24 protein-coding genes and 1 pseudogene are annotated in these 23,776 nt (G+C 74.9%); 16 read left to right on the top strand and 9 right to left on the bottom strand.

Annotation, left to right across the window (positions count from 1 at the left end):
• Positions 1-9 precede the first annotated feature (9 nt).
• Positions 10-312 (bottom strand): WhiB family transcriptional regulator, encoded by a 303-nt coding sequence (locus AB0637_RS06410; RefSeq protein ID WP_366170470.1) that lies wholly within the window; start codon positions 310-312, stop codon positions 10-12.
• A 308-nt stretch (positions 313-620) separates the two neighbouring features.
• Between AB0637_RS06410 and AB0637_RS06405 the strand changes: the two genes are divergently transcribed.
• The 7 genes from AB0637_RS06405 to AB0637_RS06375 all read left to right on the top strand — a co-directional run bounded on the left by AB0637_RS06405 (position 621) and on the right by AB0637_RS06375 (position 8,769).
• Complete coding sequence (locus AB0637_RS06405) at positions 621-1,730, top strand: MerR family transcriptional regulator (protein ID WP_366170468.1); 1,110 nt, start codon at positions 621-623, stop codon at positions 1,728-1,730.
• A gap of 204 nt (positions 1,731-1,934) precedes the next feature.
• A complete protein-coding gene (locus AB0637_RS06400) occupies positions 1,935-2,546 on the top strand; it encodes a response regulator transcription factor (RefSeq protein ID WP_366170466.1) in 612 nt (203 codons plus the stop codon).
• 4 nt (positions 2,547-2,550) lie between these two features.
• Positions 2,551-3,519: an RNA polymerase sigma factor ShbA gene (gene shbA, locus AB0637_RS06395; protein WP_366170464.1), complete on the top strand. Its 969-nt coding sequence runs from the start codon at positions 2,551-2,553 to the stop codon at positions 3,517-3,519.
• Positions 3,516-5,072: a hypothetical protein gene (locus tag AB0637_RS06390; RefSeq protein WP_366170462.1), complete on the top strand. Its 1,557-nt coding sequence runs from the start codon at positions 3,516-3,518 to the stop codon at positions 5,070-5,072. Before shbA ends, AB0637_RS06390 begins: the two co-directional genes overlap by 4 nt.
• A gap of 10 nt (positions 5,073-5,082) precedes the next feature.
• A complete protein-coding gene (gene guaB / locus AB0637_RS06385; protein ID WP_366170460.1) occupies positions 5,083-6,606 on the top strand; it encodes an IMP dehydrogenase in 1,524 nt (507 codons plus the stop codon).
• A 62-nt stretch (positions 6,607-6,668) separates the two neighbouring features.
• Positions 6,669-7,790, top strand: a complete 1,122-nt coding sequence (locus AB0637_RS06380; protein ID WP_366170458.1) for a GuaB3 family IMP dehydrogenase-related protein — start codon at positions 6,669-6,671, stop codon at positions 7,788-7,790.
• Between the two features lie 19 nt (positions 7,791-7,809).
• The gene (locus tag AB0637_RS06375; protein WP_366170456.1) at positions 7,810-8,769 is read left to right on the top strand and encodes an oxidoreductase; all 960 of its coding nucleotides are present in this window, start codon (positions 7,810-7,812) and stop codon (positions 8,767-8,769) included.
• A gap of 15 nt (positions 8,770-8,784) precedes the next feature.
• Here the strand turns inward: AB0637_RS06375 and AB0637_RS06370 are convergent, their stop codons facing one another.
• The 3 genes from AB0637_RS06370 to AB0637_RS06360 form a co-directional block, all read right to left on the bottom strand.
• On the bottom strand, positions 8,785-9,984 hold the full coding sequence (locus AB0637_RS06370; RefSeq protein ID WP_366170454.1) for an MFS transporter: 1,200 nt from the start codon (positions 9,982-9,984) through the stop codon (positions 8,785-8,787).
• 74 nt (positions 9,985-10,058) lie between these two features.
• Positions 10,059-11,825, bottom strand: a complete 1,767-nt coding sequence (locus AB0637_RS06365; RefSeq protein ID WP_366170452.1) for an ABC transporter ATP-binding protein — start codon at positions 11,823-11,825, stop codon at positions 10,059-10,061.
• Positions 11,822-13,600: an ABC transporter ATP-binding protein gene (locus AB0637_RS06360; RefSeq protein WP_366170450.1), complete on the bottom strand. Its 1,779-nt coding sequence runs from the start codon at positions 13,598-13,600 to the stop codon at positions 11,822-11,824. The genes AB0637_RS06365 and AB0637_RS06360 overlap by 4 nt, the downstream gene beginning before the upstream one ends.
• A 137-nt stretch (positions 13,601-13,737) precedes the next feature.
• Between AB0637_RS06360 and guaA the strand changes: the two genes are divergently transcribed.
• The gene (guaA, locus tag AB0637_RS06355) at positions 13,738-15,318 is read left to right on the top strand and encodes a glutamine-hydrolyzing GMP synthase (RefSeq protein ID WP_366170526.1); all 1,581 of its coding nucleotides are present in this window, start codon (positions 13,738-13,740) and stop codon (positions 15,316-15,318) included.
• A gap of 40 nt (positions 15,319-15,358) precedes the next feature.
• On the opposite strand, the gene AB0637_RS06350 is transcribed toward guaA, so the two are convergent.
• On the bottom strand, positions 15,359-15,817 hold the full coding sequence (locus AB0637_RS06350) for an Lrp/AsnC family transcriptional regulator (RefSeq protein WP_366170448.1): 459 nt from the start codon (positions 15,815-15,817) through the stop codon (positions 15,359-15,361).
• A gap of 93 nt (positions 15,818-15,910) precedes the next feature.
• Between AB0637_RS06350 and AB0637_RS06345 the strand changes: the two genes are divergently transcribed.
• The 3 genes from AB0637_RS06345 to AB0637_RS06335 all read left to right on the top strand — a co-directional run bounded on the left by AB0637_RS06345 (position 15,911) and on the right by AB0637_RS06335 (position 17,137).
• A complete protein-coding gene (locus tag AB0637_RS06345; RefSeq protein WP_366170446.1) occupies positions 15,911-16,336 on the top strand; it encodes a rhodanese-like domain-containing protein in 426 nt (141 codons plus the stop codon).
• Between the two features lie 97 nt (positions 16,337-16,433).
• A complete protein-coding gene (locus AB0637_RS06340) occupies positions 16,434-16,769 on the top strand; it encodes a PadR family transcriptional regulator (RefSeq protein ID WP_366170444.1) in 336 nt (111 codons plus the stop codon).
• A complete protein-coding gene (locus AB0637_RS06335) occupies positions 16,766-17,137 on the top strand; it encodes a DUF1048 domain-containing protein (protein ID WP_366170442.1) in 372 nt (123 codons plus the stop codon). The genes AB0637_RS06340 and AB0637_RS06335 overlap by 4 nt, the downstream gene beginning before the upstream one ends.
• Positions 17,138-17,164: 27 nt before the next feature.
• Here the strand turns inward: AB0637_RS06335 and AB0637_RS06330 are convergent, their stop codons facing one another.
• The 3 genes from AB0637_RS06330 to AB0637_RS06320 all read right to left on the bottom strand — a co-directional run bounded on the left by AB0637_RS06330 (position 17,165) and on the right by AB0637_RS06320 (position 19,275).
• A complete protein-coding gene (locus AB0637_RS06330) occupies positions 17,165-17,659 on the bottom strand; it encodes a hypothetical protein (protein ID WP_366170440.1) in 495 nt (164 codons plus the stop codon).
• Between the two features lie 64 nt (positions 17,660-17,723).
• A complete protein-coding gene (locus tag AB0637_RS06325) occupies positions 17,724-18,617 on the bottom strand; it encodes an alpha/beta fold hydrolase (RefSeq protein WP_366170438.1) in 894 nt (297 codons plus the stop codon).
• Positions 18,618-18,684: 67 nt separating this feature from the next.
• Positions 18,685-19,275, bottom strand: coding sequence for a TetR family transcriptional regulator (locus AB0637_RS06320; protein ID WP_366170436.1), 591 nt, complete (start codon positions 19,273-19,275; stop codon positions 18,685-18,687).
• Positions 19,276-19,412: 137 nt separating this feature from the next.
• Between AB0637_RS06320 and AB0637_RS06315 the strand changes: the two are divergent.
• Positions 19,413-20,117 (top strand): annotated as a pseudogene (locus tag AB0637_RS06315) (SDR family NAD(P)-dependent oxidoreductase).
• A 4-nt stretch (positions 20,118-20,121) separates the two neighbouring features.
• Here AB0637_RS06315 and AB0637_RS06310 read toward each other — a convergent pair.
• The gene (locus AB0637_RS06310; protein WP_366170434.1) at positions 20,122-21,477 is read right to left on the bottom strand and encodes a PLP-dependent aminotransferase family protein; all 1,356 of its coding nucleotides are present in this window, start codon (positions 21,475-21,477) and stop codon (positions 20,122-20,124) included.
• Between the two features lie 93 nt (positions 21,478-21,570).
• Between AB0637_RS06310 and AB0637_RS06305 the strand changes: the two genes are divergently transcribed.
• Genes AB0637_RS06305 through AB0637_RS06290 form a run of 4 tightly spaced genes read left to right on the top strand, consistent with a single transcriptional unit; the run spans position 21,571 to position 23,760 of the window.
• Positions 21,571-21,759, top strand: coding sequence for a hypothetical protein (locus AB0637_RS06305; RefSeq protein WP_366170432.1), 189 nt, complete (start codon positions 21,571-21,573; stop codon positions 21,757-21,759).
• A 35-nt stretch (positions 21,760-21,794) separates the two neighbouring features.
• Positions 21,795-22,598, top strand: a complete 804-nt coding sequence (locus AB0637_RS06300) for an SURF1 family protein (protein WP_366170430.1) — start codon at positions 21,795-21,797, stop codon at positions 22,596-22,598.
• Entirely contained in the window at positions 22,595-22,960 is a 366-nt protein-coding gene (locus tag AB0637_RS06295; RefSeq protein ID WP_366170428.1) for a DUF3817 domain-containing protein, read from the top strand. The genes AB0637_RS06300 and AB0637_RS06295 overlap by 4 nt, the downstream gene beginning before the upstream one ends.
• Positions 22,957-23,760, top strand: a complete 804-nt coding sequence (locus AB0637_RS06290) for an NUDIX domain-containing protein (RefSeq protein ID WP_366170426.1) — start codon at positions 22,957-22,959, stop codon at positions 23,758-23,760. Before AB0637_RS06295 ends, AB0637_RS06290 begins: the two co-directional genes overlap by 4 nt.
• The last annotated feature ends 16 nt before the right edge of the window (positions 23,761-23,776 follow it).

The raw sequence follows: 23,776 nt of genomic DNA, 5'->3' as shown, positions 1-23,776 counted from the left end.
GGCGGGGCGTCAGCCGGCGATGCGCATCCCGCGACGACGCTCGGTCGCGTAGACGGCTTCGCGGTCGTCCTCGGTCATGCCGCCCCACACGCCGTAGGGCTCACGGACCTTCAGGGCGTGCTTGCGGCACATCTCCAGGACGGGGCAGCCGGCGCAGATCGCCTGGGCGGCCGCGTCGCGGTTGCGCCGGGCGGGGCCGCGCTCGCCCTCGGGGTGGAAGAAGAGGTTCGGGTCGGCTTCGCGGCAGGAGCCGTCGAGCTGCCACTCCCAGACGTCGGCGACGGGCCCGGGGAGACGAGAGATCTCGGCCATGGTGGTGCGCTCCTCAGTGGAGGGGACGTGCTGACTGGATTGAACGTACAACCGAGTCAGAAGTTGTTCAAGCCCCTGGGGCGAACTTCTCCCGGATCGGGTCAACCCCGGGTCGCGCGAGGGGGCCTCCCACGACGCCGACCCGCTGCACAGGGTCTGAACAACGTGCTGAACCAGACGTGAACAAGGTGCAGAGATCGCGGGTCGCCGCCAGCCGAACAACCCCGACCGTCCGCTGAACAACCCTGAACAGGGTTGGCGCGCTCAGGTGAGTGGCGCGTTCGAGGTGTCCGCGTCAGACTCGGAGCATGCCGTCCGCCGTTGACCCCGCCGGGCGGGGAGCGTCCGCGCCACCCGCACCGCGCATGACCCTCACCGTCGCCGCCGTGGCGCGCCGGCTCGGGGTCGCGCCGGCGACGTTGCGGACGTGGGACCGGCGGTACGGCCTGGGGCCGTCGGAGCACACCGCGGGGGCACACCGGCGCTACTCGGCCTCCGACCTCGCCCGGCTCGTCGTCATGCGGCGCCTGACCCTCGAGGGCGTCGCCCCGGCCGAGGCCGCCCAGCTCGCGGCGACCACCGCGGTCGCCGACGGCGGGTTCGCCCTGGCGAGCGTCTCGACCATCCCCGCGGCCGTCATCGAGGCGGCTGTGACCGACGCCGCCGCCATCGCCGGCCCCACGTCGGGGCTGGCCGGCGTGCCGAACCACGAGGCCCCCGTGCTGCACGGCCCTGCGGGCGACGGCCACACCGACTCCGCCGACCACGCGCGGGCCGACGAGTCCGAGGACGCCGAGAACCACACCACCTCGACCCCGCGCGGCCCGGTCGGGACGGTCCTCGACGAGGACGACTGGGCCGTCGCGAGCCTGTCCGACCGCTTCGCCGACGAGGTGCGCACCCGTGGGGTGGCGCGCGCGTGGGACGAGGTCCTCGGCCCGGCCTCGGCCGCCCGGGACGCGGCGATGCACGCGGCCGTGGCCCGCGCCCTGTCGGCGCTGCCGACGGCCGACGGCGAGCGGGCCGTGCTCCTGGCGGGGGCCGGGACCGTGGACGACCGCGACCGGACCCCGGTGCTGCTCGCCGCCGCCGCGGCCCTCGCGGAGTCCGGCACGGGCGCGCGCAGCGTCGGTGACGGCGTCCCCGGCCGCCTGCTCGCCGCAGCGGTGCGCCGGGTCCGTCCGCCCGCCCTGCTGCTCGTCGCCCCCGGAGCCACCTCGCGCGAGGACGTCCTGCCGGGCCTGGCGGACCTCCTGCGGGTCCGGCCGGCCCCCCTCGTCGTCGTCCTCGGCGGCCCCGACCTCGTGGCCGACCTGGAGCGCGTGCGGCGCGAGGCCACGGGGCCCGAGCGGGACCTGGTGCCGGTCGCAGGGCTCGCCGAGGCCGTCGCGGCCTGCGCCGAGGCCGTCTCCGCCTGACGCGGGGGGCCACCACGCGGTGCGGCGGCTCCTGAGCCGCGCGCGTCTAGCACGTCGTCGGGCGCCCAGTCCAGCGTTCGTCGTGTCGCAGCGCTCAGGTCGGTCCTGCGGCGTGCCGACAACTCTTCTCGTGGCGTGCAGGACGCGCGCCACGGCGGGGCCACGGACGGCCGCGCTCCACCCACACAGGGAAGAGGTTCAGTGGTGGCAACGGTACTGGTCTGCGATGACCTTCCGCTGGCCCGCGAGGCCATGCGACGCATGGTGGCGGCCGTCCCGGGCGTGACCCGCGTCGTGGGCGCGAGCTCGGGCGAAGAAGCCCTGCAGCGCTGGCCCGTGGAGCGGCCCTCGCTCGTGATCATGGACGTGCGCATGCCCGGCATCGGTGGCGTCGAGGCCGCCCGCCGGCTGCTTGCGCGTCACCCGGAGGCGAACGTCCTCATGGCGACGATGGCCGAGGACGGTGACGGCGTCGCCCGCGCGGTCGCCGCCGGCGCCCGCGGCTACCTCGTGAAGGACGTGTCCCGCGAGGAGCTCGCCACGGCCGTCCTGCAGGCGCTGCAGGACGTCAGTCGCCGCCGCGGCGGCGGTCGCACCCGTGCGGTGCTCACCGGCCGCGCACCGGTGCTGACCGAGCGCGAGCAGCAGGTGCTCGTCGGCATGAGCCGCGGGCGCAGCAACGCCGAGATCGGCCGGGAGCTGTTCCTCTCCGAGGACACGGTGAAGACCCACGCCCGCCGGCTGTTCCGCAAGCTCGAGGCGGCGGACCGTGCGCAGGCGGTGGCTGTGGGATTCCGCTGGGGTCTCGTACGGTAGGCAGGTGAGCCCGGGGGGCGACGAGTCCGTCGATGCGCGCGGCGGCCGGTCCGACGCAGACGCTCGACGCGCCGACGTCGGACGTGACGTCGGCGCCGTCGTCGCGCCCGACACCCCTCGGGTCGAACGTTCTCCGCGGGACCTCGAGGTCGACGGCGACCTCGCGGCCGGTGCGGTGGGCGACCTTCGCATCGACCGCACCGACCCCGGACCGGACGGTCAGCTCGACGGTCGGCTCGACGGGGAGCTCGACGGTCAGCTCGACGGACCCGCCGCCGATGGGGAGGTCGACCACGAGGACGAGCCCGACGACCAGGACGAGGGGGCAGCGGGGACCCGGCACCCGGCGGGAGGAACGCGGGGTGTAACGCCAGGTCGCCCCACAGCGATGGACAGTTCGGAAGCCGGGGGGCTCCAGGCACTGGCGTCACGTGCCCTGTCAGGGGAACAGGGCGCCGTCGCCGACCTCCTGGCAGCGGTTCGCCGCCTCGTCCACCGTTACTGCCGGGCCAAGCTCGGGCGCCTGCCCGGAGCTGATCACGCCGCAGAAGATGCGGCACAGGAGGTCTGCATCGCCGTGTTGACGGCCCTGCCCCGCTACAAGGACACGGGACGCCCGTTCGAGGCGTTCGTGTACCGGATCGCGGCCAACAAGGTCGCCGACGCCCAGCGAGCCTCCTACCGCGCCCCCGTCCCGACGGACGACGTCCCCGACGCCGCCACCGCCGAGCCGGGCCCCGAACAGCTCGCCCTCGACGCCTTCGACGCCGAGACCGTCGGCCGGCTGCTCGACACGCTGCCGCCCAAGCTGCGCGAGATCATCACCCTGCGAGTGGGAGCGGGCATGTCGGCAGAGGAGACGGGCCGCGCCCTGGACATGACGGCCGGCGCCGTGCGCGTCGCCCAGCACCGCGCCATGCAGAAGGTGCGCAAGACCGCCCTCGAGGACGTCACCCTGCAGGTGGCGCCGTGAGCGGGAACGACACGACCGGCGGGCCCACGGGCCGCCGCCGGGGCCACCTGCGCGGAGTGCGCGGGGAGGCCGGCACGACGACCGGTCCGCAGGGACCGCTGGACGGCACGGGACGCACGACCGACGAGCACGACGACTTCGGCTGGGGAGGTGGGACGGTGGACGACAACTCCTTCTCCGTGCCCGACCTCCTGGCCACCGACGCCCTGCTGGACCGGCTCGGCCGGCACGAGGCCACGGGCGGCGACCTCGCGGACGCGGTCGCCCGGCTCCTGGACTCCTACGCCCTGCACGCCGACCCGGAGACGGCGGGCGTGCGCCCGGTCGAACTGCCCGACCTCGACACCGACACCAGGGGCGAGCACGTCCACGTGCCCGCCCCGCGCGTCCTGCTCGCGCGTCGTCGCACGCTGCAGCGCCTCGGGCGCGGCACCGTCGCGGCGGCGGCCGTCCTGACCCTGCTGGGCGGGACCGCGGCCGCGGCCGCCACGAGCGTCAACCCGCTCGGCGCGGGCGGCGGGTCGGTGTCGGCCTCGATCGCCTCCCAGCTGCCCGGCTGGTTCCCCGACACCGTCTTCAGCGTCTTCGCCGGCTCGCCCGCCGAACGTGCCCAGCGCGAGATCGTGCAGGCCCAGGCCGACGCGCTGGCCGGGGACGACGAGGCGGCCACCGCACGCCTGAAGTACCTGCAGCGCCAGCTCGACGGCACCTCCGCCGACCCCCAGGTCGTCGCGCAGGTCCAGGCGGCGCTCGCCGACCTCCAGGACGGCACCGTGGACAGCGTGGCCGGAACGGTGCCCTCCGGGTCGCCGACGGCCTCCCCGTCGCCGTCCGGGACGGGGACGTCGCTGGCCGACGTCGCGACCGTGACCCCCACCGCCTCGCCCACCGCCACCTGGCGGGTCCCGCTCCAGCCGGGTCGCACGACGGGGACCGCCACGACGGCGCCCGCGACGACCGACCCCGGCACGGCGCCGACGACGGGCACCACCCCGACGCGTCCGTCCACGCCCGGCACGCCGGTCCCCGTGGTGACCCCGCCGTCGCCGACGGGCGGGGGGTCGTCGGCGACGCCGAACCCCGGCACGCCGACCGACCAGCCGACCCCGTCGGGCACGCCCACGGACACGGGCACCCCGACGGACACGGGGACGCCCACGGGCACCCCGACGGACACGGGAACGCCGACGGACACCGGCACGCCCACGGACACGGGCACGCCCACGGACACCTCCAGCCCGACGGGGGACACCGGCGCCTCCGCGACGCCGACCTCCGGCGCCACGGACGGGTCCACCGGCGGTTCGACGGGCACCGGCCCCGCCCCGACGACGGACCCGACGGACCCGGGTGCCGGCGGCACCACCGGACCGGTCGCCGGGACCGCGCCCGTCGTGACGCCCACGCTGCCCGTCGTCGAGCCCTCGCCGAGCACCGGACTGCTCCCGGTCCCCGGCTCCTCGACCGACGCCTCGACCGACACCACGGACGGTTCCACGGGCTCGGCGGACTCCACGGGCTCGGCGGACTCCGCGGTCACCTCCGGCTCGTAGACTCGTGGGGGTGAGCGCGCAGATCCCCGACGGACAGACGTCCGCACACGACCCCTTCGGCTTCGTGGGCCTGACCTACGACGACGTCCTGCTGCTGCCCGGTGAGTCCGACGTCATCCCGTCCGAGGTCGACACCTCGACGCGGGTCTCCAAGCGCGTCAGCCTGCGGATCCCGCTGCTGAGCTCGGCGATGGACACGGTCACCGAGTCGCGGATGGCCATCGCGATGGCCCGCCAGGGCGGGCTCGGTGTGCTGCACCGCAACCTGTCCGCCGAGGAGCAGGCCGCCCAGGTCGACCTCGTGAAGCGGTCCGAGTCGGGCATGGTCACCCAGCCCGTGACGACGACGCCCGACGCGACGCTGGCCGACGTCGACGCCCTCTGCGGTCGCTACCGCATCTCCGGCGTCCCGGTCGTCGACCCGGACGGCACGCTCGTCGGCATCGTCACCAACCGCGACCTGCGGTTCGAGTCCGACTTCACCCGGCCCGTGCGCGACGTCATGACGAAGGCGCCCCTGGTGACCGCGCCCGTCGGGGTCTCCACCGACGACGCGATGCAGCTGCTGCGGCAGCACAAGATCGAGAAGCTGCCGATCGTCGACGCCCGCGGCCGCCTCACCGGGCTCATCACGGTCAAGGACTACGTGAAGTCCGAGCAGTACCCGCACGCCACCAAGGACGCCGACGGCCGGCTGCGCGTGGCCGCCGCCATCGGGATCTTCGAGGACGCGTGGAAGCGCGCGATGGGCCTGGTCGACGCGGGGGTCGACGTGCTCGTCGTCGACATGGCCCACGGCCACTCCCGTGCGGTGCTGGAGATGATCTCCCGCCTGAAGACTGACTCCGCCGCCGCGCACGTCGACGTCGTCGGCGGCAACGTCGCGACGCGTGCCGCCGCGCAGGCGCTCGTGGACGCGGGGGTCGACGGCATCAAGGTCGGCGTGGGGCCGGGGTCCATCTGCACGACGCGCGTCGTCGCCGGCGTGGGCGTCCCGCAGGTCACCGCGATCCACGAGGCCGCCAAGGCCGCCAAGCCCGCGGGCGTCCCGGTCATCGGCGACGGCGGGCTGCAGTACTCCGGCGACATCGCCAAGGCCCTCGTGGCCGGCGCCGACACCGTCATGCTCGGGTCGCTGCTCGCGGGCTGCGACGAGAGCCCGGGCGAGCTGGTCTTCATCAACGGCAAGCAGTTCAAGAGCTACCGCGGCATGGGGTCCCTCGGGGCGCAGCAGACCCGTCAGGGCGGCCGGTCGTTCTCCAAGGACCGCTACTTCCAGAACGACGTCGCCTCCGACGACCGCTTCGTGCCCGAGGGCATCGAGGGCCAGGTGCCCTACCGCGGCCCGCTGGGCGCGGTCGCGCACCAGCTGGTCGGCGGGCTGCGGCAGTCGATGTTCTACTCCGGCGCCCGCACGGTCCCCGAGCTGCAGGCGAACGGGACGTTCGTGCGCATCACGCCCGCGGGTCTGAAGGAGTCGCACCCGCACGACATCCAGATGACGGTCGAGGCGCCGAACTACAGCGGCCGCTGACCCCGGACCCCTGGGGGCCGCGCGCGGACGGGCGCGCGGCCCGCAGCGGGTAGCCTGCTGCCGTGTCTGAGATCGAGATCGGCCGCGGCAAGCGGGGGCGACGCGCCTACAGCTTCGACGACATCGCCGTCGTCCCGAGCCGTCGCACGCGTGACCCCGAGGACGTCTCCACGACGTGGCAGATCGACGCCTACCACTTCGACATCCCCGTGATGAGCGCGCCGATGGACTCCGTCGCCTCGCCCGCGACGGCCGTCGCGCTGGGGCAGCTCGGCGGGCTCGGCGTCCTCGACCTCGAGGGTCTGTGGACGCGGTACGCCGACCCCGAACCCCTCCTCGCCGAGATCGCGGGCCTCGACCCGGCCGTGGCGATCCCGCGCATGCAGGAGATGTACGCCGAACCGGTGAAGGCCGAGCTCATCACGAGCCGCCTCGCCGAGATCCGCGCCGCGGGCGTCACCGTCGCCGGTGCGCTGTCGCCGCAGCGGACGCAGGAGTTCTGGAAGGTCGTCGTCGACGCGGGCGTGGACCTGTTCGTCATCCGCGGCACGACGGTCTCGGCCGAGCACGTCTCCGGCACGACCGAACCCCTGAACCTCAAGCGGTTCATCTACGAGCTCGACGTGCCCGTCGTCGTGGGTGGCGCCGCGGGCTACACCGCTGCGCTGCACCTCATGCGCACGGGCGCGGCCGGCGTCCTCGTCGGCTTCGGCGGGGGAGCGGCCCACACCACGCGCACCGCGCTGGGCATCCACGCGCCCATGGCCTCGGCCGTCGCCGACGTCGCGGCCGCCCGCCGCGACTACATGGACGAGTCCGGTGGCCGCTACGTCCACGTCATCGCCGACGGCGGTGTCGGCACGTCCGGTGACATCGTCAAGGCCATCGCCTGCGGTGCGGACGCGGTCATGCTCGGCGCGGCCCTGGCCCGCGCCACCGAGGCCCCCGGCCACGGCTGGCACTGGGGCCCGGAGGCCCACCACGCCGTCCTGCCGCGCGGTGAGCGGGTCCGCGTCGGCACGACGGCCCCCCTGGCGGAGATCCTCAACGGGCCCGGCCGGGCGGCGGACGGAACCACGAACCTCATGGGCGCGTTGCGCCGGTCGATGGCCACGACGGGGTACTCCGACCTCAAGGAGTTCCAGCGCATCGAGGTCGTCGTCTCGCCGTACCAGCCCGCCTGACCGCCCTCCGAGGAGACCCGTGACCCAGCACGACAGCACCCCCTGGACGCCGGACGCGATGGGCCGGCAGGAGGGGCGCACCGTCCTGGTGACGGGGGCGAACTCCGGGCTGGGGTTCCACGTCGCGACGGAGTTCGCCCGCCGCGGCGCCGACGTCCTGCTCGCCTGCCGCAACGCCGAACGCGGCCGGGCCGCGGTCGCGCAGCTGCAGGCCGAGGTCCGCAACTCCGGCGTGGACCCGCAGGTCGAACTCGTCTCCCTGGACGTGGCCGACCTGGCCAGCGTCCGGCGGGCCGCCTCGGACGTCCTGCACCGCCGCTCCAGCATCGACGTCCTCGTCAACAACGCGGGCGTCATGGTGCCGCCGTTCGGTCGCACCGTGGACGGCTTCGAGACGCAGGTCGGCACGAACCACCTCGGGCACTTCGCCCTCACGGGTCTGCTGCTGCCGGCGCTGCTGGCCGGGGGCGGCGGTCGCGTCGTCAGCGTGGCGAGCGTGGCCCACAAGTTCGGCCGGCTGAACCGGGACAACTACCAGAGCGAGCGCAGCTACCAGAAGTGGGTGGCCTACGGGCAGTCCAAGCTGTCGAACCTGCTCTTCGCCTTCGAGCTGCAGCGCCGTGCCACCGCGGTCGGTGCGCCGCTGGTCTCCGTGGCCGCGCACCCGGGGCTGTCCGAGACGAACCTGTGGAAGATGACGCCGCTGGGCGGGAACCGCGTCGGCGAGGCCCTCGCCGGGGTGCTGGGCCGCGCCGTCGGGCAGTCCGCCGCCCTCGGCGCCTGGCCGCTGCTGCGCGCCGCGACCGACCCCGAGGTCGTGGGCGGGGAGTACTTCGGGCCGGGCGGGCGCCAGGAGTGGCGGGGTTTCCCCGTCCTGGTCCCTGCCAGCCCGCACGCCTACGACACCTCCGACGCCGCGTGGCTGTGGGCCCGCTCGGTCGAGTGGACGGGTGTCGACCCGACGCAGCTCAGCGCCTGACGACCAGCGCCGGACTCACCGCTTGAGCGGGGCCGCCAGCGCGGTCACCGCGAGCAGCACACCGGCCACCGCGACCACGCTGAAACCGGCCGCGGGGCCGGCGTGCTCGGCCAGGGCCCCGCCCAGGGAGGCGCCGGTCGCGACGCCGAGGACGACGCCGGAGTTCAGCAGCGCCATGAGGAACGCGCCGCGCTCGGCCGGCACGAGCCGCGCCGCGACGGTGTTGACCGTGACGAGGGCGGGACCGACGAACAGGCCCATGACGAGGACGGCGCCCGTGAGTGCGCCGAGGTGGGTGGCCGTGACGGCCATGAGCCCGGCCCCGACGAGGAGGCCGAGGCCGCAGGCGAACCAGCGCGACCGCAGCCCGAACCGCTCGGGCAGCAGGACCAGGCAGATCGTCGTCGCGGTGGAGCCGATCGCGGAGACGGCGTAGACGAGCGACCCCAGCGAGGGGGAGCCGATCCGTTCGGCCGCAGCGGTGACACCGGTCTGCGTCGCGCCGAACGTCGCCCCCATGCAGACCATCGCCAGCACGGGGACGGCGACGACCCACGGCACCCGCACGCGAGCGACGGTGGTGTCCCGCGGCGCCGGCGCGGTGACCCGGTGGCTGCGGTGGCAGGCGAACGACGTCACGAAGACGACCGTCAGCGCGGCCGACGTCAGCAGCGCGGCGGCCGGGGTGCCCAGCACGCCGACGACGCCGACGAGGGCGGGACCGAGGATGAACGCGGCCTCGTCGATCGTGCCCTCGGCCGCGAAGGCCGTCGACAGGTCGTCGCGGTCGGCGGTCATCCGCAACCAGCGGGCCCGGGAGAACCCGCTGACCGACGGCAGCGTGAGACCCACGCCCGCGGCGGCCGCGAGGACGACGGGGGTGCCCGCCGCACCGAGCGCGGTGAACAACCCGGCGAGGGCCAGCAGGTGCAGGACGACGACGGTCAGCAGGACGGTGCGCTGCCCGCTCCGGTCGGCGAACCAGCCGACGACGGGGACGCCGAGCGCCTCACCGACGGCGGCGGCCGCGCTCGCCAGACCGCCGACGGCGACCGACCCGCTCGAGGCCGTGACGAGGCCGAGCACGGCGAGGGGGACCATCGTGATGGGCAGCCGCCCGAGCGCCGTGACCGGCAGGTAGGCGGGACCGGCGATCTGCGGCAGTCGCGCGTAGCGCGAGCGCAGACCGGTGGAGGGGGATGTGGTGGTGCTCACGGACAGGCTCCAGCCTCGTGGGTGCGCCTCCCCACCACAAGCGCACCAGGGCCCTGAGCTCGAACCCCGCCAGATTACCCCTCGCCGTGCCAGCTCCGCCACAGCCGACCGTACGAACCCCCCGCGTCGACGAGTTCGTGGTGGGTCCCGAGCTCGGTGATCCGCCCGCCCTCGACGACGGCGATGCGGTCGGCGTCGTGCGCGGTGTGCAGGCGGTGCGCGATGGCCACGGTCGTCCTGCCCTCGAGCACGGCGGCCAGCGACCGTTCGAGGTGCCGGGCCGCGTTCGGGTCCAGCAGCGAGGTCGCCTCGTCGAGCACGAGGGTGTGCGGGTCCGCCAGCACGAGGCGCGCCAACGCCACCTGCTGGGCCTGGGCCGCCGACAGGGTCAGCCCGTTCTCCCCGACCGCGGTGTCCAACCCCTCGGGGAGGGCCAGCACCCACTCGCGCGCGTCGACGGCGGCGAGCGCGTCGAGCACCTCCTCCGGCGAGGAACCGGGGGCCGCGAGCGCGACGTTGTCCCGCAGGGACGCGGCGAACACGTGCCGCTCCTGCGTCACCAGGGCGATGCGCGAACGGAGTTCGTCCAGCGGCAGCCCCGTCACCTCGGCGCCCCCGACCTGCACGGTGCCGTCGGTGGGGGCGTTGATGCCGGCGATCAACCGTCCCAGCGTCGACTTGCCCGCCCCCGTCGGTCCGACCACGGCCAGCCGTTCACCGGGTGCCAGTTCGAGTGAGACCCCGTGCAGCACAGGCCGTCCCGGGGTGTAGGAGAAACCCACGCGGTCGGCGTGCACGACGTCGGACGCGGGCTGGTCCGGCGACGTCGTGCGGTCGGGTTCCACCGCCGACAACCCGACGACGCGCGCGAAGCTGGCCTGCCCGACCTGCAGCTCGTCCCACCAGGCGAGGAGTTCGTTGACCGGCCCGACGAGCTGGCGCAGGTACAGCACGACGGTCGTCACCTGCCCGATCGTCTGCAGGCCGTGCCGCACGAGGAAACCGCCCCACAGCAGCGCGACGACGACGGGCACGAGGTAGGACATCTCGATGCTCGGGAACCACACGGTGCGCAACGACAACGTGTACCGCTCGCGTCGCACGGTGGCCCCGATGACGTCGTCGACGAGCCGGACCCGGTGGTCGGCCAGGCCGAGCGCCTCGACGGTCCGGACGTTCTCGACGTTCTCGCCCAGGGTCGTGGAGATCCGCCCCCACTCGGCGCGTTCGGCGGCGTACCCCTGCGGGGCCCGGCGCAGGTACCAGCGCGTCGCGAAGAACAACCCCGGGAAACCCGCCAGCACCGCCAGGGCCACGAGCGGCCCCGAGAACACGGCCGCCACGACGGTCAGCACGGACGTGACGAAGGCGACGAGGATCGCGGGCGCCCCGTACCGGACGGTGTAGCTCAGGGCGTCGACGTCGTTCGTCGTGCGCGAGACGAGGTCACCGGTGCCGGCCTGCTCCACGACCGACAGCGGCAGGGCCGTCGCCCGGGTGAGGAACTCCTCGCGCAGCTGCGCGAAGACGCTCTCGGCCAGGACGAGGGACCGTTTGCGCGCCAGCCGCGCCAGCACGGCCTGCGCGACGACGGCCACCACGAGCACGGCGACGGCGACGTCGATCCGGTGGGCGACGACCTCGAAGGTGGTGCCCGTCCGGACCGCGCCGACGACGTCGTCCACGAGCCGGCCGAGGAGGAACGGGCCGGTCAGCCCGGCGACGGCGGCCAGCGCGTGCAGCGCGAGCATCCGCAGCCCGGGGTCGCGGTGCTGGCGCAGCAGCCGCCGCACGTCGCGCAGGACGTGCTCGCGGTCGGCGACGGGAAGGGTGGTCCTCACGGGTGCTCCTCGAGCGGGAGGTGGGGGCGACCGGGGGTGCGGGGGCCCGGGACGGCGGCCCCGACGGTGTCGCGGGTGACGAAGGCCCGGTAGCCCGGGTCGGTGGCGAGGAGGTCGGCGTGCCGGCCGGTGGCGACGACGTGCCCGTCGCGCACCCAGCAGACGTGGTCGACCTGCGGCAGGACGAGCGGGCTGGCCGTCGCGACGACGGTCGTCCGCCCGGCCCGGGCGGCGCGCAGCCGGCCGGCGATGCGGGCCTCGGTGTGGGCGTCGACCGCGCTCGTCGGCTCCACGAGCACGAGCGCCTCGGGGTCGCGGGCCAGCACGCGGGCCAGGGCCAGGCGCTGGCGCTGCCCGCCGGACAGCGACCGGCCTCGTTCGGTGACGGTTCCGGCCAGGCCGCCGTCGACGAGGTCGAGGACGTCGCGGGCGTCGGCGACCTCGAGGGCGGCGAGGACCTCGGCGTCGTCGTGCGCGTGCTCGGGGTCGACCTGCTCGCGGATCGTCCCGCTGAACAGCTGGGCGTCGTCCTCGGCCAGCAGCACGCGCGTCCGCACCTCCGCCACGGGCAGGTCCCGCAGCGGCACCCCGCCGAAGGTGGCGCGGGTGTCGTCGTCGAAGCGGGCCAGCCGGCGGGCCAGCACGGCGGCGTCCTCGGGCGGGTCGCACACGACGGCGGTCAGCTCGCCGGCGGCGGCCGCGACCCCGGAGTCGGGGTCGGTCAGGGCGCCGCCCCGGGTGCCGGCGGCGGGCCCGGGCCGGTCCACGACCGCGGCCGGGACCTCCAGCAGCGTGATGAGCCGGCGGGCCGCCACCAGCGCGCGCACGTACTTGTCCGCCGCCTCCACGAGCATCCGCAGCGGGGAGGTCAGGAACGCGGCGTAGCCGTAGAGGGCCACGAGCTCACCGGCGGTGACGTCGCCGCGGGCGGTGGCCCGGGCGCCGGCCCAGACGAGGGAGGCGACGAGCAGGCCGGGGACGAGGATCTGCAGCGCCTCCAGCGCCGACTCCCACGTCGCGACGCGCACCCCGGCGGCCCGCACCTGCTGGCTCTTGGCCCGGTAGCGGTCGAGGAAGACCTCCTCGCCCCCGATGCCGCGCAGGATCCGCAGACCGCGGACGGTGTCGGTGCCGATCGAGGTGAGCTCACCGGACAGCTTGCGGTGCAGGCGTTGGCGTTCCTGCAGGGGGCGGAGGACGAGCAGCAGCAACGCCATCACGACGGGGACCCCGACGAGGATGACGAGTCCGATGGGCACCGAGGTGCGCAGCACGAGGACCGCGACGACGACCACCGCGGCGACGGAGGCGACGGCGCGCTGGGTGACGTCGAAGGCGTCGGCCAGGCGGGGGCCGTCGGAGGCGATCGAGGCGAGGACCTCGCCCTGCGGCAGCTTCGCGGTCACCGCCGTGCCGGCGCGGGCCGTGTGCCGGCCGACCTGCTGCAGCGTCCGGAAGCACGCGGTCAGCCAGTTCGTCACGCCGTACCGGTGGCGCAGGACGGCCGCGCAGGCGGTGACGACCGCGAGGGCGAGCACGAGCAGCGACCAGCGGGTCAGGGCTGCGGCGTCCCCGCGTCCGTCCGGCCCGACGAGGCCGGCGTCGACCGCCCGCCCGATGGCGGCGGGCAGGACGGCCTGGGACAGCAACCACACGGTCCCGATGACGGATCCGGCCACCATGGGCCGCCACTGCTGCGCCGCCGTGCGCAGCAGGAAGCGGACGGGGGAGGAGACGTCGGGAGTTCCGGGGTCGCTCAAGGGGAGGGAGCGCACGTGCACCGACGGTAATCGCCTTCCGGCCCCGCTTCCACGCGGTTTTCGGGGGGCCGGGCCCCGGCGGCTACCCTTGGGCCGTGACGCCGGACGCGCCCGAAGGCCAGCCCACCCCTCCCGCCGACCCTCCCGCCGAGGTGGACGCCGAACGCGCCCACCGCCCGGTCCTCGTCGTCGACTACGGCGCCCAGTACGCGCAGCTCATCGCGCGCCGGGTCCGTGAGGCCGACGTCTTCTCCGAGATCGTGCCGAGCTCGACGAGCGTGGCCGAGATGCTCGCGAAGGACCCCGCCGCGGTGATCCTCTCCGGCGGCCCCTCGAGCGTCTACGCCGACGGTGCCCCGCAGGTCGACCCGGCCCTGTTCGCGGCCGGGGTCCCCGTCCTCGGCATCTGCTACGGGTTCCAGGCCATGGCCAAGGCGCTCGGCGGCGAGGTCGCCCAGACCGGCCGGCGCGAGTACGGCGGCACGGCCGCGGCGCTGCCGGACCCGGCCGCCTCGACGCTCCTGCGCGACCAGCCCACCGAGCAGTCGGTGTGGATGTCCCACGGGGACAGCGTGTCCCAGGCCCCCGCCGGTTTCCGCGTCACGGCCTCCACACCCGACACCCCGGTCGCCGCCTTCGAGGACGACGAGCGCCGCCTCTACGGCGTGCAGTGGCACCCGGAGGTCAAGCACTCCACGCACGGCCAGGACGTCCTCGTGAACTTCCTGCGCGAGGGGGCTCGCATCACCCCCGACTGGACGACGGGCAACGTCATCGAGGAGCAGGTCGCGCGGATCCGCGCCCAGGTCGGGGACGGCAAGGTCATCTGCGCCCTGTCCGGCGGCGTCGACTCCGCCGTCGCCGGGGCGCTCGTGCAGCGCGCGGTGGGGGACCAGCTCACGTGCGTCTTCGTCGACCACGGTCTGCTGCGCGCCGGTGAGGCCGAGCAGGTCGAGAAGGACTTCGTCGCCGCGACAGGTGTGAAGCTGCACGTCGTCGACGCCGTGCGGCGCTTCGCCGACGCGCTCGACGGCGTGAGCGACCCGGAGCAGAAGCGGAAGATCATCGGCCGCGAGTTCATCCGCGTCTTCGAGCAGGCCGCGCGCGACGTCGTGGCGAAGGAGGGTTCCGAGGGCGGGGAGGTGAAGTTCCTCGTCCAGGGCACCCTCTACCCCGACGTCGTGGAGTCCGGCGGCGGTACGGGCGCGGCGACGATCAAGAGCCACCACAACGTGGGGGGCCTGCCCGACGACCTGGCCTTCGAACTCGTCGAGCCGCTGCGCGCCCTGTTCAAGGACGAGGTCCGCGCCGTGGGCGTGCAGCTCGGCCTGCCCGAGGCGATGGTCTACCGCCAGCCCTTCCCCGGGCCGGGCCTGGCCATCCGCATCGTCGGCGCGGTGACGCCGGAGCGCCTGGAGGTGCTGCGCGCGGCGGACGCCATCGCGCGCGCCGAGCTGACGGCCGCGGGTCTGGACCGCGACATCTGGCAGTGCCCCGTGGTGCTCCTCGCCGACGTCCGCAGTGTCGGCGTGCAGGGGGACGGCCGCACCTACGGCCACCCGGTCGTCCTGCGGCCGGTGTCCTCGGAGGACGCCATGACGGCGGACTGGACGCGCCTGCCGTACGACGTCCTGGCCCGCATCTCCACGCGCATCACGAACGAGGTGCCCGAGGTCAACCGCGTCGTGCTCGACGTCACGAGCAAGCCGCCGGGGACGATCGAGTGGGAGTGACCTCCCGACGCTGAACCCTCCGGCCGGCCGCGCTGCACCCTCACGCCGGCCGGAGGTGCCGGCCCCGCAACGGGCTGGAGTACACGACGCTCGTGGTGACCGCACCGAGCGTCGCGAGCCGTCCCGTCACGCGCTCCAGGTCGCGCATCGACCGCGCGAGCACCTTGAGGACGAAGCAGTCGTCGCCCGTGACGTGGTGGGCCTCCACGACCTCCGGCGTGGTGTCGAGCAGGTCGTGGAACGGCTTGTAGTTCCCCGTGGGGTAGGCCAGGCGCACGAACGCCGTCACGGTGTACCCCAGCGCCTCCGGGTCGACGACGGCCGTGAAGCCCGTGACGACGCCCGTGTCGGTGAGCCGGCGCAGCCGGTCCGCCGTGGCGCTCGCGGACAGGTTCACGGCGCGGCCGAGGTCGGCCACGCTCGTCCGGCCGTCGCGCTGCAGGTGCTCGAGGAGGGCGCGGTCGGTGGCGTCGAGGGTCGGCCGGGGATTCGTCGTCACGACCGCGAAGGTACCGCTGGATCCCCGGGGGCAGGGAGCTTCTGCCGTCGACCGCCCCTGGCCCGGCGGTCGCGCGGCCGGTTCCCTGGAGGGGTGTCGAACCCCTTGTCCGCCGTCGACTTCTTCGCGGCCCACCTCGCCTTCCAGACCGACCCCGCCGACCTCGCGGCCGACCGCGCCGCCGGCCGGTCCCCGCTCGTCCTCGACGTCCGCTCGGACGCAGCGTGGGCGCAGGGCCACCTGCCGGGGGCGGTGCACCTGCCGGGGCCGCTCGTGCGCGACCGCGTCGCCGACGTGGTGCCGGACCGGGACGCGGCCGTCGTCGTGCACTGCTGGGGACCGGGGTGCAACGGGGCGACCCGGGCCGCCCTCGTGCTCGCGACCCTGGGGTACACGGGCGTGCGGGAACTCCTCGGCGGCTACGAGTACTGGGTCCGCGAGGGGTTCGCCGTGGTGACGGCGACGGGTCGCGTGCGGCGGGCGCCGGACCCCTTGACCGCTCCGGGACCCGCGTGCTGAACCCCTTGCCGAACCTCCGGTACTCAGCGATGCTATCTACCGGTAGTCAGCGACAGTGAGTACCGACGCTGTGGGGTGACGACGAGGTGGGAGTTCCGTGGCCAGGCAGATCACCGAGATGCTCAAGGGAACCCTCGAGGGCGTCGTCCTCGCGGTCCTGGCGGGCCGGGACGCCTACGGGTACGAGATCACCGCCTCGTTGCGCGACAAGGGTTTCGAGGACATCGCCGAAGGCACCGTCTACGCCCTCCTGGTGCGCCTGGAACAGCGCGACCTCGTCGACGTGCAGAAGGTCGCCTCGACCAAGGGGCCGCCGCGGAAGGTCTACTCGCTCAACGCGTCCGGGCGCACAGCGCTCGACGAGTTCTGGACGACGTGGGACTTCCTCGCCGGACGGCTGACCGAACTCCGGACCGAAGGGAACCCGTCGTGACGAAGAACCCGCTCGAGGTGCTCACCGGCGCGCTCGAGGACAAGAAGCGTTACCGCGCCTACAAGGAGCGCGCCAAGAACCTTCCCGAGGAGCACCGCGCCGTCCTCGCCGCCGTGGAGCGGTACGTGCTGCACTGCCCGAGCACACCGACCGACGGCGGCCGCGCGGCCAGCCTGTTCGAGGACCTCGCCGACCTCTTCGAGCAGGCAGCGGCCGACGGGACCCCCGTGCGCTCGGTCGTGGGGGAGGACCCCGTGGAGTTCGTCGAGACGTTCGTGGCGACGTACTCCGACGGCGGGTGGATCACCGCCGAACGCCGCCGGTTGCGCGAGTCCGTGGACCGCGTCGTCGCAGGCGACGGGCGCTGACGCCGGCACACCGCGGCGCGGGGGCCGTCAGCGCGGCGGGAAGGCCTCGACGTCGCGGTCCCACTCCTGCGCGGCGGTGCGCAGGGCGTCGTGGTGGAGCCGGAACGGCACGGTGTACGCGTACAGCTCGGGGGCCGTCTCCCTCGTCCACCCCGGCCGGCCGGAGACGGCCTCGGCCGACAGGTGCACCCGCAGGAGGGTCTCGTGCCCGACGACGGCGGCGATGCTGAACGCGAGGTTCGGCTCGGTGAAGGCCAGCCGGCCGGTCCCGTCCGCCTGCGCGTCGTCCACGGGGTCGACGTGCCCCTCGGCGGCGGCGTGCAGCCAGCGCTGCAGCTCCTGCGCGTCCCACGTCGTCAGGGACGGGTCGTCGAACGACCACGACTCCCCGTCGCTCGTGCGCACCTCCCCGTGCACCACGAGCCAGTTGGCGTCCCAGCCGCCGGGGTCGTCGCGGCCGGGGTACTGGTAGCCGGTCAGACCCAGCACGAAGACGGCACCGTCCGTCGAGGTCAGCTGCACGTCCCGAGGTTCCCGCGCGGGGACGTCCAGCGCCACACCGCCGCGCGTCGACGAGGCGGGATCCTCAGGAGGGCGCGGTGTCGACGGCGTCGAGGTGCTCCTCGACGGCGTCCGCCAGGGGCGCGAGGACGGCGGCGGGCAGGGCGTGCCCCATGCCCGGCACCCGCACGAGCCGGGCCCCGGGGACCGCGGCCGCGAGGTGCTGCGCCGTCGGCGGCGGGTAGGCGGGGTCCTCCGGCGCCTCGACGACGAGGGTGGGGACGCGGACGTCGGCGAGTTCGGCGCCGCGGTCGAGCCCGGAGGTGCCGGCGCGGGCGTGGGCGGTGGCCGAACTCGCGTCCGCGGGTCCGCCGTGGGCGATGGCGCGTCGTTCCAGCGCGAGGACCTCCTCGCGCGGGAACGGGATCGCCGTGCCGGCGAGCGCCTGCCAGTGCTCGACCCGGAACTCCAGTTCCGCGTCCTCGTCGCGGGTCTCCCCGAGCCGGCCCCACAGGGCGAGCAGGTCGGGGTGCGGACCCGGGAGGTCCTCGCGACCCGGCGCCCCGGACAGCGCACCGGTGCAGAAGAGGGTGGCCGACAGCACCCGCTGCGGGTGGTCGAGCATCAGCAGCTGCGTCAGCAGGCCGCCCATCGACATGCCGACGACGTGGGCGCGCTCGATCCCGAGGTGGTCGAGGACCCGCACGGCGTCCGTGGCGAGGTCGCGCAGTTCGTAGGGGGCGCGGTCCACCGCGCGCGTCGAGCGCCCGGTGTCGCGGTGGTCGAAGACGACGACGCGGTGCCGCCGACCCAGGCGGGCGACGAGCGCGTCGGGCCACAGGACGCCGCTGGAGGCCGCCCCCATGACGAGCAGCACGGGGGAGCCCGCCGGGTCGCCGCTCTCCCGCGCCCACAGGTCGACCCCGTCGGCGACGGGGACGGTGTGCTCGCGCGGGGCTGCGGTGCCGGTCGCTGTCATGGCGACGAGGATGCCGGGGGTGGCCCGGACGACGCCAGGGCGTTTCCTGTGCGGGGTCTCGCCGGGGTCAGCCGGGGGCGGCCAGCCGCCGCGCCGCCTCGACGACGAACGCCCGTCGGCGGGCCCGCTCCGCGGCGTCGTGGGGTCCGGCGCCCGTGACCATCTCGGCCAGCTGGGGCACGGTCTGCCACCACGCGGCGAGGGCGATGAGGGCGAAGACGAGGTGCGCCGGGTCCAGGCCGGCGTCGAGGACGCCGTCGTGCTGGGCGGCCGCGACGCGGGACACCTTCTCCCGGTAGTGCTCCGTGCGGACGGCGGCGAGCGCCGGCGGAGCCTCCTGCAGGCCCTCCCACTGCAGGAGGCGGCCCAGTTCCGGGTGGCGGGCGTGGTGGTCGAAGGTGGCGCCGGCGAACTCCCCGACGTCGTCGAGCCCGGCGCCCGTCAGCTGGACGGCGGCGGCCAGGCGTTCGAGTTCCGTCGAGAGCACGAGGTCCCAGAGGGCCCGCTTGCCCCCGAAGTAGCTGTAGAGGCGTTCCTTGTTCACCTGCGCCCGGGCGGCGATGGCGGCGACCGTCGTGCCCTCGTAGCCGTGGGCGGCGAACTCGACCAGCGCCGCGTCCCGCAGCCGGCGGCGCGTCCCCTCGGTGTCCCAGGCCACGGCGGCAGGCTAGCAACCCCGTCGTTGCGGTTGGAGATGAGACGACCTAACCTCCAACCACATCGTTGGAGTTGGAAGGGGTGACCGTGAACCGGATCGAACGACTCCCGGCGGGTCGGGTGCCGGCGGACGGCCTCGTGGCCCTCGTGTCGGGGGCGACGAACGGCATCGGGCGGGAGATCGCCCGGCAGTTGCTCGCGGCGGGCGCGACCGTGTGGATCGGGGCCCGCGACGAGGGGCGGGGCAGCCGTGCGGTCGCCGAGCTCGGCGAGCGGGCCCGCGTCGTCCCGCTCGACGTCACCGACGAGGCGTCGGTGGTGGCGGCCGCCGCCCACGTCGGGGAGCTCGACGTGCTCGTCAACAACGCCGGGGTGAACCCGGGGGGCGAGGACGTCACGTCGACCGGGTGGGACCAGATGCGGGCGGCGTAAGAGACCAACGTGTTCGGCGTCGTCGCCCTCACGCAGGCCGTCGTCCCTGCGCTGCAGCGGTCCGACCACCCATGGGTCGTCAACGTCTCCAGCGGGACGGGGCCGCTCGCGTGGGCGGAGGGACCGAACCCGCAGTTCGACGCGGTGCGCGTCCGGGGCGGGGGGCTGGCCTACCGCACGTCCAAGACCGCGGTGAACGCCGTGACGCTGCTGACCGCCCAGGCGCTCGGACCGCGCGTGAAGGTCAACGCCCTCGCGCCGGGCCTGCGCCGCACGAACCTCGTGCCCGGGACGAGTGCCGGGGGGGACCCGGCCGAGGCGGCGGCGGGGGCCGTCCGGTTGGCGCTGCTGCCCGACGACGGGCCGACGGGCGCGCTGTGGTCGTGGGACGGGACGCGCGTGCCGTGGTGAGCCCTCACAGCGACGCGGCGAGCACCTTCACCGCGGCCGGGATCTGCTGCTCGGTGATCGCGGCGTAGCAGAGCCGCAGGTGCGCTGCGTCCTCCTCGGCGACGACGTAGTGCCGCCCCGGCCCGACGGCCAGCCCGCGTTCCCGGGTCCGGGCCGCGACCTCGAGGTCGTCGACGCCGCGGGGCAGGCGCAGCCACAACGAGAAACCCCCGCGCGGGCGCGGCCAGCTGCACTCGGGCAGTTCCCGGGCCAGCGCGGTCGAGAGCGCCTCGAGCCGGGACCCCAGGGCGGCCGAGAGTCCGCGCAGGTGGGCGTTCCAGCCGGCGCCGGTGACGAGTTCCACGGCGGCCTCCTGCAGGGGTCGGGCGACGATGAGGTGGTCGACGAAGCTCAACCCCGCGATGCGTTGCGCCACCGGGCCTCGCGCGACGACGCAGCCGACGCGCAGGCTGGGGCCGGACACCTTGCTGAGGGAGTTCACGGTGATGACGCGGCCGTCGGTGTCGTCGCGCAGCAGCGAGGGGGAGGCCGTCGGCCCGTGCCCCAGCCAGCGCGCGAAGTCGTCCTCCACGACGAAGGCCCCCGCCCGGGCGGCGATCTCCAGCACGGGACGTCGTCGGTCGGGTGCCAGCACGGAACCGTCGGGGTTGGCGTAGGTGGGCTGCAGGTACAGCAGGCGGGCCCCGGACTGCTCGAAGGCGCGTTCGAGGAGTTCGGGGCGGACCCCGTCGGCGTCCGTGGGCACCGGGACGGGGACGAGTCCTGCGCTGCGCAGCAACGAGATGACGCCCGGGTAGCCGGGGACGGCGACGAGCACCGGGCTGCCCGCGGGCACGATCGAGCGCAGCACCGTCGACAGCGCGCCCTGGCCGCCGGGGGTGATGAACACGTCGTCGCGGTCGGCGCCGAGCTGCTGGGCGAACCACGTCCGCAGCTCGGGGACACCCGCGGGTGGGGGGACGGTCCACGCCTCCGGGCGGCGGGCCGCGCGGGCCATGGCCGAGGCCAGCCGCGAGGACGGTTGCAGCGAGAGGTCGAGGTAGCCGCGCGCCATGTCGAGGACGTCGTGCGAGGGGACCGTCAGCGCCGCGAGCACGCCCTCGGTCTGGACGGGGGAGGCGCCGAGGGCGACGCGCTGCCAGTCGGTGTCCACCGTGGCGGTCCGGGTGGCGCGGGCCACGAAGGTGCCGGCCCCGGGGCGCGTGACGACGGTGCCGTCGGCCACGAGCACGTCGATGGCCCGCTGGACGGTGACGGGACCCACGCCCAGGTCGGCGACGAGGCGGCGGCTGCTGGGCAGCTTGGCCCCCGCCGACAGCCCGGCGGCGATCTCGCGCAGGCTGGCGGTGACACGCTGCACACTGCTACCGTTGTCCATGAGAACAGACAATAGCGCTACTCAGCAGCGGACCGGTAGCGGTCGCAGTCGCCGCCTCGACGGGGGGAGCGACCTGTGAGCGGCCTCGTCGTCCTGTGCGTGCTCCTCGCGCTCGCCCTCACCGCCCCCTTCGTCGGCGCCGACACGCGGTGGCCCGGGGCCGGAACCCGTCCCGACCGCCCCTCTCGGGGAAAGCGCTACCGCACCCAGTGGGATTCCGCTATCAGCGAGGCGCGCCGCGACCAGTTCGACCGGACGAGCTGAGGCGAACTCCCAGTCTCGGCACGTAGCCTGACGCGGTGGACTCCGACCGCCCGGGCGTGCCGAAGGGCCGCGTCGCCGTCCTGACCGCCGTGGCCCTCGCCGTCGTGCTCGTCTGCAGCGCCCTGGGCGTCTGGCAGTGGCAGCGCGGCAACGTCGTCATCACCGAACCGCCTGCGCGGCAACCGGTCGCACCGATCAGCGAGATCGTCGACGCCGGTGCCACCGGGGCCGCGTCCGTCCTGTCCTCCGACGAGGTCGGACACCGCGTGGAGGTGGCCGGGACCTTCGACCCGGCCGTCGACCTCCTCGTGCCCGGCCGCGCCCTCGACGGGGTCGTCGGCTCCTGGGCCCTCGGGGTCGTCGTCCTGGCCGACGGGTCCGGTGTCCCGGTCGTGCGGGGGTGGGTGCCCCCGGGGACCGCGGCTCCCGCGCTGCCCACCGGTCCGGTCGACGTCGCCGGCGTCGTCCAGCCACCCGAGGCCTCCGACGTCGCGCCGTCCACGGCCGCGCTGCCCGCCGGTCAGACGTGGATCGTCAGCGCCGCCGACCTCGTCAACCGCGTGGACTACCCGGTCGCCAACGCCTACGTGACCGACACCGCTCCCGCGGCCGGTCTGCGGGCCGTCCCGCCCGCCGACCCGGGGCAGGCGACGCGCCGCCTCGACTGGCGCAACCTGGCCTACGCGGCGCAGTGGTGGGTCTTCGCCCTCTTCGCCGTGGTGATCTGGTTCCGGGCCGTGCGCGATGAGCGCAGGGAGTCGGGGGAGGATGACCCCGCAGCACCGGCCGACGGTGCGGACGACGGCGCAGGAGGACGAGACATGAGTGGTGCCCGGTGAGCGCGGGAACGGCCGGCGGACTGCGGTCCGAGCCGAAGATCAGGGCCGCGTTGACGCGCTACCGGGTCATGGCGTGGCTGACGGGCATCGGGCTCGTCGTCCTCGTCTGCGTCGGTCTGCCGCAGAAGTACCTGGGCGCCTTCGGCGGCGGTGAGCGGGTCGTCGAGGTCGTCGGCGTCGCCCACGGCTGGCTCTACGTCATCCTGCTCATCACCACCTTCGACCTCGGCAACCGCGTCCGCTGGTCGTGGAACCGCATGGTCCTGACGGCGCTCGCGGGCACCATCCCGTTCCTCTCCTTCTACGCCGAGCGCAAGAACACGCACGCGGTCCAGGCCCAGCTCGGCGTCCGCGCCGCGTGAGCGCGCTGCAACGGGTCGCGGTCCACGTCGCCGTCGTCGACGACGGGCGCCTGCTCGTCCTCGACGGCGCCCTGCCGTGGGCCCTGCTGGCCCACGGCGAGACCCCGTCGGCGGCGGCCCGCCGGGTGCTCGGGCCCGACGTCGAGCTCGGCGACCTGCTCGCGGTCCACGACGGACGGCGCACGCACGACGGCCTCGACCTGCACACCGTCCACCTCGTCCTGGCGGCGCAGCTGACCGGGACGGCACCCGCTGCGGCGCAGTGGGTCCCGACCCCCGACGACTGGCCGTTGGCGGCCGACGACCTCGTCGCGCTCCAGGACGCCGAACGCGCCCGGGTCGGCCCGGTCGCCGACGACGGCCGGCCCGTCGTGCGCCAGCGCCTGGCCTGCTACGCCGTCGTCGTCGCCGACGGGGCCCTCCTGCTGACCCGCCTCAGCACGAAGACCCCGAGCCCCGGTCGCTGGACCCTGCCCGGGGGCGGGGTGGACCACGGCGAGCACCCGCTCGCGGCCGTCGTCCGCGAGGTGCACGAGGAGACGGGCATGGCCGTGCGCGTCACCGGGCTCGCGGAGATCGGGGCGGAGCACTTCACGGGCCGGTCCCCGCGCGGGGTCCTGGAGGACTTCCACGCCGTGCGCATCCTCGTGCGGGCCGAACCGCTGGAGGTCCTCGACCCCGTCGTCCTCGACGTCGGGGGCAGCACCGACCTCGCCCGCTGGGTCCCGCTCGCCGAGGCCGAGGAGGTCGGGCTCGTGGGGGTCGCCCAGCGCGGCGTGCAGATCGCCCTGGCCGGCTGACGCGTTCGCCCGGTGA

It is taken from the genome of Kineococcus sp. NPDC059986 (genome assembly GCF_040702905.1).
GTDB lineage: Bacteria > Actinomycetota > Actinomycetes > Actinomycetales > Kineococcaceae > Kineococcus.
This window is presented reverse-complemented; position numbering and strand designations above follow the sequence as displayed.